Annotated in this window: 19 protein-coding genes; 9 read left to right on the forward strand and 10 right to left on the reverse strand. The window is 30.9% G+C overall.

Going from position 1 to position 13,690, the window contains the following annotated elements:
- Positions 1 to 29 precede the first annotated feature (29 nt).
- Positions 30 to 449: a nucleoside-diphosphate kinase gene (locus Q0842_RS14915; RefSeq protein WP_298499932.1), complete on the forward strand. Its 420-nt coding sequence runs from the start codon at positions 30 to 32 to the stop codon at positions 447 to 449.
- A gap of 84 nt (positions 450 to 533) precedes the next feature.
- On the opposite strand, the gene Q0842_RS14920 is transcribed toward Q0842_RS14915, so the two are convergent.
- The 5 genes from Q0842_RS14920 to Q0842_RS14940 form a co-directional block, all read right to left on the reverse strand.
- Positions 534 to 725, reverse strand: coding sequence for a cold shock domain-containing protein (locus Q0842_RS14920; protein ID WP_298499935.1), 192 nt, complete (start codon positions 723 to 725; stop codon positions 534 to 536).
- Between the two features lie 108 nt (positions 726 to 833).
- Positions 834 to 1,025 (reverse strand): cold-shock protein, encoded by a 192-nt coding sequence (locus Q0842_RS14925; protein WP_092847583.1) that lies wholly within the window; start codon positions 1,023 to 1,025, stop codon positions 834 to 836.
- A gap of 123 nt (positions 1,026 to 1,148) precedes the next feature.
- On the reverse strand, positions 1,149 to 1,340 hold the full coding sequence (locus Q0842_RS14930) for a cold shock domain-containing protein (protein WP_067150460.1): 192 nt from the start codon (positions 1,338 to 1,340) through the stop codon (positions 1,149 to 1,151).
- Between the two features lie 98 nt (positions 1,341 to 1,438).
- The gene (locus Q0842_RS14935; protein WP_298499946.1) at positions 1,439 to 1,735 is read right to left on the reverse strand and encodes a DUF721 domain-containing protein; all 297 of its coding nucleotides are present in this window, start codon (positions 1,733 to 1,735) and stop codon (positions 1,439 to 1,441) included.
- Positions 1,736 to 1,921: 186 nt separating this feature from the next.
- Complete coding sequence (locus Q0842_RS14940) at positions 1,922 to 3,001, reverse strand: DNA replication/repair protein RecF (RefSeq protein WP_298499950.1); 1,080 nt, start codon at positions 2,999 to 3,001, stop codon at positions 1,922 to 1,924.
- A 139-nt stretch (positions 3,002 to 3,140) separates the two neighbouring features.
- Here Q0842_RS14940 and Q0842_RS14945 point away from each other — a divergent pair, with 139 nt between their 5' ends.
- The 8 genes from Q0842_RS14945 (at position 3,141) to Q0842_RS14980 (ending at position 9,588) form a co-directional block, all read left to right on the forward strand.
- Positions 3,141 to 3,911 carry a tetratricopeptide repeat protein gene (locus Q0842_RS14945; RefSeq protein WP_298499953.1) on the forward strand — a complete coding sequence of 257 codons (771 nt, stop codon included), beginning with the start codon at positions 3,141 to 3,143 and terminating at the stop codon, positions 3,909 to 3,911.
- Between the two features lie 15 nt (positions 3,912 to 3,926).
- Entirely contained in the window at positions 3,927 to 4,412 is a 486-nt protein-coding gene (ribH, locus tag Q0842_RS14950) for a 6,7-dimethyl-8-ribityllumazine synthase (RefSeq protein WP_298499958.1), read from the forward strand.
- 128 nt (positions 4,413 to 4,540) lie between these two features.
- A complete protein-coding gene (locus Q0842_RS14955) occupies positions 4,541 to 4,774 on the forward strand; it encodes a hypothetical protein (RefSeq protein WP_298499962.1) in 234 nt (77 codons plus the stop codon).
- Between the two features lie 23 nt (positions 4,775 to 4,797).
- Entirely contained in the window at positions 4,798 to 5,085 is a 288-nt protein-coding gene (locus Q0842_RS14960) for a riboflavin synthase subunit beta (RefSeq protein WP_298499965.1), read from the forward strand.
- Positions 5,086 to 5,088: 3 nt separating this feature from the next.
- On the forward strand, positions 5,089 to 6,939 hold the full coding sequence (gene mutL, locus Q0842_RS14965) for a DNA mismatch repair endonuclease MutL (RefSeq protein ID WP_298499968.1): 1,851 nt from the start codon (positions 5,089 to 5,091) through the stop codon (positions 6,937 to 6,939).
- A gap of 3 nt (positions 6,940 to 6,942) precedes the next feature.
- Positions 6,943 to 7,692, forward strand: a complete 750-nt coding sequence (locus Q0842_RS14970; protein WP_298499971.1) for a rhomboid family intramembrane serine protease — start codon at positions 6,943 to 6,945, stop codon at positions 7,690 to 7,692.
- Positions 7,692 to 8,561, forward strand: coding sequence for a rhomboid family intramembrane serine protease (locus Q0842_RS14975; protein ID WP_298499974.1), 870 nt, complete (start codon positions 7,692 to 7,694; stop codon positions 8,559 to 8,561). Before Q0842_RS14970 ends, Q0842_RS14975 begins: the two co-directional genes overlap by 1 nt.
- 208 nt (positions 8,562 to 8,769) lie before the next feature.
- A complete protein-coding gene (locus Q0842_RS14980; protein ID WP_298499977.1) occupies positions 8,770 to 9,588 on the forward strand; it encodes an endonuclease/exonuclease/phosphatase family protein in 819 nt (272 codons plus the stop codon).
- Positions 9,589 to 9,599: 11 nt separating this feature from the next.
- Here the strand turns inward: Q0842_RS14980 and Q0842_RS14985 are convergent, their stop codons facing one another.
- From Q0842_RS14985 to dapB, 5 genes are all read right to left on the reverse strand, one after another.
- Positions 9,600 to 9,908, reverse strand: coding sequence for a DUF6122 family protein (locus Q0842_RS14985; RefSeq protein WP_298499980.1), 309 nt, complete (start codon positions 9,906 to 9,908; stop codon positions 9,600 to 9,602).
- Entirely contained in the window at positions 9,908 to 10,531 is a 624-nt protein-coding gene (locus tag Q0842_RS14990; protein WP_298499983.1) for a WbqC family protein, read from the reverse strand. Before Q0842_RS14990 ends, Q0842_RS14985 begins: the two co-directional genes overlap by 1 nt.
- Positions 10,532 to 11,263: a M15 family metallopeptidase gene (locus Q0842_RS14995; RefSeq protein WP_298499986.1), complete on the reverse strand. Its 732-nt coding sequence runs from the start codon at positions 11,261 to 11,263 to the stop codon at positions 10,532 to 10,534.
- A gap of 47 nt (positions 11,264 to 11,310) precedes the next feature.
- Positions 11,311 to 12,891, reverse strand: a complete 1,581-nt coding sequence (gene lepB / locus Q0842_RS15000; protein WP_298499989.1) for a signal peptidase I — start codon at positions 12,889 to 12,891, stop codon at positions 11,311 to 11,313.
- A gap of 65 nt (positions 12,892 to 12,956) precedes the next feature.
- On the reverse strand, positions 12,957 to 13,661 hold the full coding sequence (gene dapB / locus Q0842_RS15005; protein WP_298499992.1) for a 4-hydroxy-tetrahydrodipicolinate reductase: 705 nt from the start codon (positions 13,659 to 13,661) through the stop codon (positions 12,957 to 12,959).
- Positions 13,662 to 13,690: the final 29 nt, after the last annotated feature.

Raw genomic sequence — 13,690 nt, forward strand, 5'->3', positions numbered from 1 at the left:
GTACTTTTGTGCAAAATTAAAACAATATAATGGCAACAAATAGAACATTTACAATGCTTAAGCCAGATGCTGTTGAGAAAGGACACATTGGGGCAATATTAGAAAAAATTTCAGCTTCAGGATTTAGAATTGTAGCTATGAAATTAACACAAATGACAACTGCAGATGCAGAGACGTTTTACGCAATACATAGTGAGCGTCCATTTTTTGCTGATTTAGTTGAATACATGACTCGCGGTCCAATTGTAGCAGCAATCTTAGAAAAAGATAATGCTGTTGACGATTTTAGAACCTTAATTGGTGCTACAAATCCTGATGATGCTGCAGAAGGAACTATTAGAAAAATGTTTGCAGACTCAATTAGCGAAAATGCTGTACACGGAAGTGATAGTGATGATAATGCTGCTATTGAAGGTGCATTTCATTTCTCTGGAAGAGAACAGTTTTAAATTAAAGAAACTAATATCTTATAAAATAAAAATCCCGCAACTATGTTGCGGGATTTTTTGTTTTAAAAACGTTTATATGTGGTACTATACTACTTTTACGTTTACGGCGTTTAAGCCTTTTCTACCTTCCTGTAAATCAAATTCAACAATATCGCCTTCGCGAATTTCATCGATTAATCCAGAAATGTGAACAAAATGTTCTTTGTTTGAACCTTCTTCAGTTATAAATCCGAATCCTTTAGAATCGTTGAAGAATTTTACTGTTCCTTTACTCATTGTATTAAATTTTAATTATTATAAATAGTATAAAGCAAAGTCTATGCCACAAAAAAAGTCTATCAAAATATTGATAGACTTTTAGGTTGTAATTGTTAAAGTATATAATTAGATTACTTTTACGTTTACGGCGTTTAATCCTTTTTTACCTTCTTGTAAATCGAATTCTACTGCATCACCTTCACGAATTTCATCTACTAATCCAGAAATATGTACGAAATGCTCTTTGTTGTTGTCATCTTCAGTTATGAAACCAAATCCTTTAGAATCATTGAAAAATTTTACGGTACCTTTATTCATTATTAAAATATTAAATTAATATTTGGTGAAGGTACAGCCAATAAAGTTATAAAACACTATAAACAAAAAAAGCCTATCAAAATAAATGATAGGCTCTACTTGTAATTGTTAAATAGTATATCGTTAGACTACTTTTACGTTTACGGCGTTTAATCCTTTTCTACCTTCTTGTAGATCGAATTCTACAACATCACCTTCACGAATTTCATCGATAAGTCCTGAAATGTGTACGAAATGTTCTTTGTTGTTGTCTTCTTCAACTATGAAACCAAATCCTTTAGAATCGTTGAAAAATTTTACGGTACCTTTACTCATTGTATTTGTATTATAATAAATTAAGTCTCAAAGGTAATATAAATTATTACACGGCGTTAGTTTTTATTAAAATATTTTATCTAAATAGTGCTTCATAATTATCTTAAAACCAGTTTTTTAATAATCTCTTTGCCTAGTTCTTCATTAAGCATGTTAATTATTTTTTCTTTGCCATAGCTTAATTCTTCTCTTAAAACACTAGAACTTAGTTGCACATAAAGTGTTTCGCGTTCTAAATTTACTGCAGTCGTGTAGTTGTTAACGCCATTGCCCATTAGGTTTGCCCAAGCATCAGCAACATTTACTTTGTTTAAACCCTTTTCAAGTTTATTGGTTTCAACAAATTCTTTTAAAGCATCACTTATACTAAGGTTTTCGTTGTTGCGTTTTGCCATTGCTTTTTTAAACGTATTATAAAAAGTTATTTATTTTGTAAAAGTATTAAAAATATTTGGGCGTTACCCTAAGGGTCGGGCTATTCATTACAAGTCCTCGCTCGTGCCTCGCTGTGGGCTTTCTATTGCTATCCCTAACGCGGCGAGCATTACTGTAATTATACTTATTGAACAAAAACAAATGTATTAAAGTCTAAAAATCTCATAAGATTGATGCACCTGTTTCACAGCATTTTCAGTACGTTCAGCATGTGTGTCGCTAATAAAAAGTTGTCCGAAATTTTCATCATCAACCAATTTTATAATTTGTGCTACACGTTGTTCATCTAATTTATCAAAGATATCATCAAGTAATAAAATAGGGTTTACACCACTTTGTGCTTTTATAAAATCAAACTGTGCTAACTTCAAAGCTATTAAAAACGATTTTTGCTGCCCTTGGCTACCAAATTTTTTAATTGGATGGCCTTCAATATTAAAATGTAAATCATCTTTATGAATTCCAACACTCGTGTATTGCAAAGCTTTGTCTTTATTTACTACTGTTTTTAAAAGTGTGTTTAAATCATTTTCAAATAAATGACTACTGTAAATAAGATCAACCTGTTCGTTACCATTACTAATAGCTTCATAACGTAATTTAAAAATAGGAATAAATTCCTTTAAAAAAGCTTCGCGTTTTTCAAAAATTTTTGTGCCATAATCAGTTAGTTGGTTGTTGTAAACTTCTAGCGTGTCTTTATTATAGGTATGGTTTAATGCAAAATACTTCAACAAGGCATTACGTTGCGCTAATATTTTGTTATAATTAATTAAATAATTTAAATAACTCTTATCACTTTGCGAAATTACAGAATCTATAAATTTTCGTCGGGTTGTACTGCCTTCTATTATTAAATCTCTATCAGCAGGCGATATAATAACTAGAGGTAAAAAACCAATATGCTCACTAAATTTCTCGTAAGCTTTTCCGTTTCGTTTTATTACCTTTTTTTGTCCACGCTTTAAGCTAATGGCAACTTTCTCGGTTTTTTCATCTTTATCATAGTCACCATTAATCACAAAAAAGTCTTCTTCATGCTTAATATTTTGTGTTGCAACAGGATTAAAATAGCTTTTTCCGAAAGATAAATGATAAATAGCATCAAGCACATTCGTTTTTCCAATACCATTATTTCCAACAATACAATTTATTTTGTTATTGAAAATGAAGGATTTGCTATCGAAATTCTTGTAATTAAGTAATGAAAGCGATTTTAAAATCATACAAAATGTAACTTTAAGAGCGTTTTGAGGTTAAACTCCTAAAAAGAAGTGCAAATTATTGAAAAATATCAAATAAATAGGCTTTTAATTCTATAGAAAAATTATATTTTTGCGCGACAATAATTTTAGAAAGCATATAATGGCAACTTACAAGAAAAGAGGATATAAACCAAAAACAGTAGTAGAGAAGCAACAAAACATTGAAGAAGGTTCTACAACGGCAGAGGTTTTTAATACACTTGATGAAACAGCTTCTAAAACAGAAGACTTTGTAGCAAAAAATCAAAAATATATTTTTATAATAATTGGTCTTGTTGCACTAGTAGTTTTAGGGTCTTTAGCGTATAAAGAATATATTGCTAAACCAAAACAACAAGCAGCTATGAACGATATGTTTCAAGCTCAAAAATATTTTGATCAAGCAGTTACAGGAGCAGCTAAAGATTCTTTATATAATCTGGCGTTAAACGGAGGAGAAGGTAAATTTGGTATGCTAGATATTATTGAAGAGTATAGCGGTACACCTTCTGCAAATTTAGCAAGTTACTATGCTGGTACAGCATATTTAAGATTAAAAGATTACAAAAATGCTGTAGATCATTTAAGTAATTTTAAAAGTAATGATGAAATTTTAGCACCATTAGCCAAAGGTAATATTGGTGATGCATTTGTTCAGTTAAATCAACCAGAAGATGCATTAGGATACTATGAGCAAGCTGCTGAAATGCGCGATAATGAATTTACAACTCCTATGTACTTATTTAAAGCAGGAACTATTGCTCTAGATTTAGGAAAAGCAGATAAAGCATTAGCATTTTTTGAAAGAATAAAAAATGACTATGCAAATTCTACTGAAGCATCAAAAGTAGATGTGTTTATAGGAAAAGCACAAGTATTGGCAAATAAATAATAGCTAACTCTAAATATGGCTACTGAAAATAAAAATTTATCAGAGTACGATCAAACAACAATCCCAAACGCGAGTAATTATCGGTTTGGGATTGTTGTTTCAGAATGGAATGATACAATAACAGAAGGTTTATATAAAGGTGCCTATGATGCATTAATTGAAAATGGTGTGTTGCCTACTAATATTGTACGTTGGGATGTACCAGGAAGTTTTGAGTTAATTTACGGTTGTAAAAAAATGCAAGAACAAATGGTAAATGCTGTTATTGCTATTGGTAGTGTTATACAGGGTGAAACCAAGCATTTCGATTTTGTTTGCGAAGGCGTTACACAAGGAATAAAAGACTTAAATGTGATGCGAGAAACACCTGTGATTTTCTGTGTACTTACAGATAATAATATGCAGCAAGCAATTGATCGTTCTGGTGGCAAACACGGTAATAAAGGAACAGAAGCTGCAATAGCTGCTATTAAAATGGCAGAATTACGTAATAATAGCTAGATATTTATTTCTTATAGTTTCTGGTTTTTTACCTCTTACTAGTTTGTTTTCTTAACAATTTTTGGCAGTTTAAACCGTTGTTTTTGTCTACTTTTAAGTATTTTTGAAAAGTCGAGAAAAACTAGATTTTGTTTAAACAACGTAAACATAGAACTTTTAATTATCAACCAAGGTTTTCAAAAGAAGATCAAACAGACCCTAGTTTAAAAAACAATTCTAATACCAAAGATTTTGTTTCAAAATGGAGACAAAGTAATGGCACAAAAGTGAAAACAAAAGGTGCTATGTCTATGAAAGTGTTAATCTTTATTTTGGTATTATTATTGATTTGTATGTATGTATTAGAAAAAAAGTACATGTAATATCAAATTAAAACTTAGAAATCATGGGAATTTTAAAAACGCGAAAAAACAAAAAGTTTAGTTATACACCTCGTTATTTTGATGATAAAGGACAAGGGAATCCCTTTGAAATTAAACATAAGTTTGATGAATACAGAAAAACAGTAGGCCCCAATAAAGGCTTAAAAGGGAAATTTAACGATGCTTTAGATGATTATAAAAACAATCCGGACGATAACGTAAATAGGCGTGTTTTAATAATTATTGGTGTTCTTGTTTTAATATTTTTATTTATTATCGATTTCGATTTATCTATATTTTTACCTAAATAATATATGGCAGATATTATACAACTTTTACCCGACCATGTAGCAAATCAAATTGCCGCTGGAGAAGTTGTACAACGCCCAGCTTCTGTAGTTAAAGAACTTCTTGAAAATGCTATTGATGCTGGTGCAGACACAATAAAACTTATAATAAAAGATGCAGGAAAAACCCTTGTTCAAGTTATAGACAATGGTAAGGGTATGAGTAATACCGATGCACGATTAAGTTTTGAGCGACATGCCACATCCAAAATAAGAAGCGCCGAAGATTTATTCCAATTACATACCAAAGGATTTAGGGGTGAAGCTTTAGCAAGTATAGCGGCTATTGCACATGTGGAGTTAAAAACAAAACAAGAAACTGACGATGTTGGTAATTGTTTAATTATTGAAGGTAGCAATGTTGTATCTCAAGATATAGTGGTAACACCAACAGGGACTTCAGTTTCTGTTAAAAATCTCTTTTTTAATATTCCTGCAAGACGAAATTTTTTAAAATCTGATAGTGTAGAATTGAGGCATGTTATAGATGAGTTTCATCGTGTAGCATTGGCTCATCCTAATATTAGTTTTGCTTTATATAACAATGGAAGCGAAAGCTTTAATTTACCAATTAGTAACTATCGCCAACGTATTGTTAACATCTTTGGTAGTAAAACTAATGAGAAATTAGTGCCTGTTGAAGAAGACACCGAAGTACTTAAAATTTCAGGATTTGTTGGTAAACCAGAGTTCGCTAAAAAAACAAGAGGTGAACAGTACTTTTTTGTAAACGACCGTTTTATTAAAAGTGCATATTTAAATCATGCCATTGCATCTGCTTTTGATGGTTTATTAAAAACGGGAACACATGCAAGTTATTTTCTTAATTTAAAGGTAGATCCACAAACTATTGATATAAATATTCATCCGACTAAAACAGAAATTAAGTTTGATGATGAGCATACGCTTTATGCCATATTACGTTCTGCTGTAAAACATAGTTTGGGGCAGTTTAATATCGCTCCTGTACTTGATTTTGATCGGGATCCAAATTTAGATACACCCTATAGCTACAAAAGAAGTGATACTGATACTCCTAAAGTTGAGGTGGATAGAAGTTTTAATCCATTTCAAGACGAGGTAAATTCTAAAGCTAGAGCAATAGCTTATAAAAAAGAACCATCCCCAAGTTGGGAGGGTTTATATGTTGGTTTAGAATCTAAAGGGAATGAATCCAAACCAAATTTTACCGAAGTTAGGTTTGAGAGTGAAGAGCAAACAGCTTCAATATTTGAAGAAGATAACCAAGTAGAAAAATCGCAAACAACCTATCAGTTACACAACAAATATATTGTAAGTACCATAAAATCCGGCATGCTCGTTATTGATCAACATCGTGCACATCAACGGGTTTTATATGAAGATTTTTTACAAAACTTAACCATAAAAGAAGCTGCGAGCCAACAATTATTATTTCCGTTACAATTACATTTTTCGCCACAAGACATAGAAATAATAAAACAGTTAAAAGTTGATTTAGAACATACAGGTTTTGCATTTTCTAGCGTTAAAGAAGAGTTTGTTGATATTACAGGCGTTCCGGTTGGGGTTCCTGAAAGCGAAGTATCAATAATTCTTGAACAACTTATAAGTGATGTTGAAAACGAAGTGCCAGATAGTCATTTTAGTGCTTCTGATTTGTTGGCAAAATCGATGGCTAAAAGTTTAGCTATAAAAACAGGGCAGACTTTACAGAAAGATGAACAGGAACATTTAGTAAATAAGCTATTTGCTTGTAAAGAACCAAATGTATCTCCTACTAATAGAGCAACATTTATAACAATGAGTGTTGATGAATTAGATAAAAAATTTATTTAAAATATGATGCGAATTTCAGAAACCGTTAAACATTTAATAATCATTAATGTGATTATGTTTATTGGTACGTTAGCAATTGGAAACGGTAATTTATTTTACGAGTGGTTTGCAATGTATTTTCCGCAAAATGATGCTTTTAAGCCTTGGCAAATAATTACTCATATGTTTATGCATGGTGGTGCTATGCATATTTTCTTTAATATGTTTGCTCTTTGGATGTTTGGTTCTTCAGTAGAACAAGTTTTAGGTTCAAAGCGTTTTCTGTTTTTATATATTTCAGCTGGATTAGGTGCCGTTTTACTTCAGGTTGGCTTCTATTATTTTCAATACCTGCCTAATTATAATGCCTTATTAGAATCTGGTTTAACCTCTGAAAGTATAAAACAAATGCTCTCTACTAACGAAGTTATAGCAGGAGTTTCACAGACACAGGTTTCTATGTTAAAAAATATTTATTCTGCTTATAATGCAAGTATGGTTGGTGCATCGGGTTGTATAATGGGAGTTATGGCTGCTTTTGGTATGATGAATCCTAATGCAGAATTAATGATGATATTTTTACCAATCCCGATAAAGGCAAAATATTTTATTCCTGGTATTATAATTTTAGACTTAATTTCTGGTATAACAGGACAGTCTTTCTTTAGCCCAAGTAACACAGCATATATGGCTCACGTAGGTGGTGCTGTTACTGGTTTTATAATTATGTGGTATTGGAAAAAAAATCAATTTAACAGTAACCGTTGGTATTAATGACAACACTAACACAAGACATAAAAAAGAAGCTTTCTAATCTTAATGTATTAGAAAAAATAGTAGCTATTAATGTTGTTATTTTTTTGTTAGCATTGATTTTAAGAATGAATTTTGGTTGGTTTGAATTACCAAGCAGTTTTATGAAATTTATTGGTAAGCCTTGGTCAATTATTAGTTATGCTTTTTTGCATTATGATTTTTTGCATTTATTATTTAATATGCTTTGGTTGTACTTTTTAGGACGTATGTTTTTAAATTTATTTAGTCCTAAAATGGCATTAAATATTTATTTTCTCGGTGCCATTTCTGGAGGTTTATTGTTTATGCTTTGCTATACATTACTTCCAAATGTTTTTGGAGGAAATACGCGGTTGTTAGGTGCCTCTGCAGCGGTAAGGGCACTTTTAATTTTTCTTTGTGCTTACATGCCTAATCAAGAAATAAGGTTTTTTACTTTTAATTTAAAATTATGGTATGTTGGTGCTGGTATTGTTGCTCTAGATGTTATTGGTGTGTTTTCTGGAATTAGTAATCCAGAAATTGGAAATGCAGGAGGGAATTTAGCGCATTTAGGTGGCGCTTTATTAGGTTACTACTATGCCAAACAATTAGTTAAAGGACAAGATATTGGTAAAGGTTTTGAAAAACTAATGGATAGTGTTACTAGTTTATTTAAGGCTTCAAAAAAAGGACCATTAAAAACAGTACATAAAAACAAAAGTAAAGTTGGTGGCTATACTAAAGCAGATTTTAGTGCTTTTAATAATCAAAAGAAAATTGATGTTATCTTAGATAAGATTAGTAAAAGTGGTTATGATAGTTTAACTTCAGAAGAGAAAGAATTCTTATTTAGAGCAGGGAAGTAGATACATGAAAAAACTAAGCTTTATAAATAAAATCATTTATTTAATAAATGTTATAGTAGCTGTTTTGCTTTTACTTTCGTTTGTTTTACCTTTTTTGCCTCCTAAAACATTTTCTATACTTGCAGTAGTTAATTTAGGAGTTTCTTTTTTAATAATATTAAATGTTTTATTCTTTATTTATTGGGTGTTCCGATTAAAAAAGCAGTTTATGCTCTCGCTAGTTATACTGTTAATTGGTTATTTTTCATTTGGTTCTTTATATAAATTTACATCCTCTAATAATATTGAAAGTCCTCATAATTTTAAAGTTATGAATTACAACGTAAGATTATTTAATCTTTACGAATGGATTCCCGAAAAAGGTATTGAAACTAAAATTGTTGACTTTTTAAAAACAGAATCTCCAGATGTTTTAAGTGTTCAAGAGTACCATCCACACAAAAACATTGATTTATCTTTTTTTAAATATAAGTTTGAAAAACTTTCTGGTAAGAAAACAAAGTATGGGCAAGCTATATTTTCAAAATTCCCCATAATAAATTCAGGCTCTGTAGAATTTCCTCATACTGCTAATAATGCCATTTTTGCTGATATTGTTAAAGGAGCAGATACCATTAGGGTTTACAATATTCATTTGCAATCTTTACGATTAAATACTAAGGTTGAGAATCTTAAAAAAGAAGATTCTGAACGACTATTTAAGCGTATAGGAAACACGTTTAAAATGCAACAATTACAAACAGAATTGTTTTTAAAACACAAGAAAGAATGTAATTATAAAATGGTTATTTGTGGCGATTTTAATAATACTGCTTTTTCATATGTATACAGACAGATTAAAGGTGATTTAAACGATACGTTTAAAGAAGCAGGTAATGGTTTTGGTCGGTCTTATGATTTTAAATTCTTTCCTGTAAGGATAGATTTCATTTTTGCAGATGAAGCTTTTAATGTAAATGGGTTTAAAGCTTTTAATAATCATTATTCTGATCATTATCCTATTATGACAACTCTTAGTTTAGAGTAGAAAAGGTTTTGTTACATTAAAGAGCAATCTACAGTATCAGCAATAATATGAATTACTAAACCTAAGCCTACCAATCTAGATTTTTTAGGTACACATAAAAATATATAAAACAATATAGCATAGCTTGAGTGTAAAGGGTGAAAACCAATACTGCATCGGTTTGGGTCAAAAATAGGAGTAGCTAATAAATGATCTAAATCAATCAGCATTCCTGCTATCATAATAAGATAAGCGTATTTCCAATTTGGTTTAAAAAAGAGTACTGCTACGGCTAAAGGCAATAAAAAATGACATCCATAATGAGCAAAAGTTTGTATCATTATATAGCTGTTATGGTTTGTGATTCTAGATAATTTAAAGCATTTGGTCCCTCATTAAAAAGTAAATCTAAAATACTTAGGTTTTGTATATAGCCATGTTTGTTGTTAAACACTTGAGTATACTTTTCAAAAGCATAATTAGGTTCTTTTTTAGCATGAACTAAGTGTCTAAAATCTATAATGTCTTTATAGGTTTTTTGATAAGTTTCTGTTTTAGATATATTTATTTCTAATTGTAAACATTCACAAACCACCTCAAAACATTTTAAATTAAAATCTAAAAGAAAATCGACCTTTTCAGAAAACAAATGTTGAAGTTCATCTTCATAATACTCAAAAAAAGGAGATGTTCTGTATGCCGAAAGTAATGATTTCCAATGTTGGCTTTGCCATTTGTCTTCATTAAAAATTTTAACGTCTTTATATTTTTGCCGATTTTTTTGAGAATATATTACAGGTATATTTAAATTTAATTTTCCGTTTGCACCATAGATGTAAGTACGGTTTCTATAAGTTTGTTTTACAAAATTGTCATCCATTTCAAAGACAACCGTTTTCGCGTTAGCTATAGCAACAAAGTGTGCAATATTGGGGAAGTATGTTGGATGTATAACAATATTCATTTAGTCTTTATTAAATGCCGTTTTAGCTTTTTTGGAAATACCATTAACGTATAAAGTTATAATATTCAATTCTTTTGCAAGATTAGAGCCTTTAAAACCCGTAATATCCAAATAGGTTATGTGTTTGTTATAAAACTCTAAGTAAGTTTTAGCTAAGGGCATGTAGGACCAATGCCAACGCTCTAAATTATAACCCGTTCTACCATTAGTTTTGTTCGTGTAAACTTGATAAAACCCATATTTATTTGCGTTTTTTAAAAGCCATTGGTATTCAAGCTTGCCTTTACCATGCTCAAAATACGAATTGGTAAAATTGTTTAAATCCATATCGGTGCCCCAATGGTGCCTGGATGTTGAAGGCATCGAGCTGTATTCTAAAATTTTATTTGCTCTGTCAATAGGGTTTAGGTTATTGCGTTTTTTCCATTTCCGTTCCCAAATAGCTTTCTGTTCTTCAAAATTTCTAGTTCCAGAAATGATTTTTAAAGAGATACCATCTTTTTCAGCTTGATTATGCATCTTTAAAAAAGCAGTATAAACCTCTTTGTTTAAATAGATTGTTTTAGAAGTGTATTTTGGATTTACTAGAGTAAACAATTCATGATTTTTATAATCATATTTACCTAAGATGAAATCTGTTGTGAGTGTTAGGTTATCTGAAGCAACTGTTACATTCTGACTGAATGAAACAATTGATATAAAAAAGATTAAGAACACTCCTTTAACGTTCATAATATGCTTAGTCTATACGGTGAGTTTAAGCAAAACTACATTAAAGCTTACTTGTTTTCGGCTTTGCGCTTTCTCCATTTATTAAATCCTATCCAACCAAATAATAAAACTAAAAATGGAATTAAAAATGAAGTTGCTTTTCCTGTGCCGCTAACAGTTGTAAAGAAACGTTCCCAACGAGGGCTTTTTCCATCCCAGCTCATCCATATAAATACTGGTTTCCCGATAACGTGATTGAATGGGACAAATCCCCATCTCCTTGCATCAATAGAATTATGACGGTTATCACCCATCATCCAATAATAATTTTGTTTGAATGTGTAAGTGTCTGTTACTTCGCCGTTAATTAAAATTTGATTGCCTTTTACTTGAAGTGTATTACCCTCGTATTCTGTTATAACTCTTTTGTATAGTGGCAAAACATCTAAATTAATAGCAATTGTTTTTCCTTCTTCAGGAATATATAATGGTCCAAATTGGTCTACATTCCAATTGTAATTTGGGTCTTGAGGAAATATATTTGCATCTCTAACTCCTTTTTCTTGAATATTTGGGGTAATGCTTGCTACATTTGGATGGTTTTTAAATTTCTCTCTAGCTTCATCAGAAATAGCTGAAAAGTAGTAAGTGTTTTGGGCATTCATAATTCCAAAACCATCAGTAATATCATAACGGTCTTTAATAAATGCTGGATTAAATTGGTTTGTTTTTGGTTGAACAAAATAACTAAACTGTAAATGTGCTCTATCAGGTAATTCGTTTTTCTTTCCGTTTATGTAAACGTAGCCGTCTCTTACTTCAAGAGAATCGCCAGCAACACCAACGCATCGTTTTACTAAGTTTGTTTTTTTATCTATAGGTTTGTAGTAGTTTCTTATTGGAGTGAAATCATTCATATCCAATAAGGTATCTGCTGGTTGGTTAAAAACAACAATTTCATTCCTATCTATTTTTTCAAACCCTGGAAATCTTAAATACGGTAACTGTAGTTTGTTCTTCCATGAAGTTTTGCGTTTTTCAAAATGATCATCGAATAAATATGATTTTTTATTTAAACCAGGTATGGTATCATGAACCATAGGTGCTCCTACGGTTGTCATTGGTACTCTAGCGCCATAATGAAATTTACTTACAAATAGAAAATCACCTACCAATAGCGATTTTTCAAGAGAAGAAGACGGTATTGTAAATGGTTGCATGAAATAGGTGTGAACTATAGTTGCTGCAACTATGGCAAATAATATAGAACTTGTCCATTCTCCTGAACCTGATTTAGGTTGAAGGCTTCGGTTTTCAACATAGTTAACATCTGCAGCATAGTTTAAATAATAATTATAAAAACCAAGGCTAACAACAGCTAAAACAGTATCAATATATGTGTTTTTTCTAAAACTTCTTGCAGTTTCAACCCAAACAACTGGAAACATAATAAGGTTTACAATTGGAAGAAATAATAATATAACCCACCACCACGGACGATTAATTATTTTCATTAAAACAATACCATTATATACAGGAATAAAGGCTTCCCATGCTTTTCTGCCAGCTTTAATGTATAGTTTCCAAGTACCTAAACCATGAATTACTTGTATTATTAATATGAAAATAAACCATTGTGTCCAAGTCATAATTTCAAAATTTTAATTTTTTGTTAGTTGTAGCAATTCGTCAATTGTTACGGGTTTATTAAATATTAACCAATATTTAACACATCATTCATAGTAAAAACACCTGTTTTTCCAACAATCCATTCTGCAGCAACTACAGCACCTAAAGCAAAACCTTGTCTGGTATGTGCTATATGCTCTATGTTTATAGTGTCTACTTCACTTTCGTAAGTAACGGTATGCGTACCAGGAACATCTGCAATACGTTTTGCTGCAATAGGAATAGTTTGTTCTCCGTTTTCCTCTAATTTCCATTGGTTATAACCATCATGCTGCTCAATAACACCATTAGCAAGAGTAATAGCAGTACCACTAGGAGCATCTAGTTTTTGAGTATGGTGAATTTCTTCCATAGAAACGTTATATTGTTTCAAAGCACTCATCATTTTAGCTAGTGTTTTATTCAATTCAAAAAAGATATTTACACCCAAACTAAAGTTAGAGGCATAAATAAAAGCACCTTTTTTTTCTTCGCATAAAGCAACGGCATCATCATATTTGTCTAGCCAACCTGTAGTTCCAGAAATTACAGGAACATTATTGTTAATACATTTAGTAATGTTATTATAGGCTACAGTTGGTATACTAAAATCTATGGCAACATCAGCTTTTGTAATATCGTAATCGGTATCACCTTTGTCAATAGTCAATATTACATTATGCCCACGTTTAATGGCAATCTGCTCAATGGTTTTACCCATTTTTCCATATCCAAGTAATGCTATATTCATATCTGTTTAATTGTGTATTCTTAATAGCC

The organism is uncultured Algibacter sp. (genome assembly GCF_947495675.1).
In the GTDB taxonomy this organism is placed as follows: Bacteria; Bacteroidota; Bacteroidia; order Flavobacteriales; family Flavobacteriaceae; genus Algibacter_B.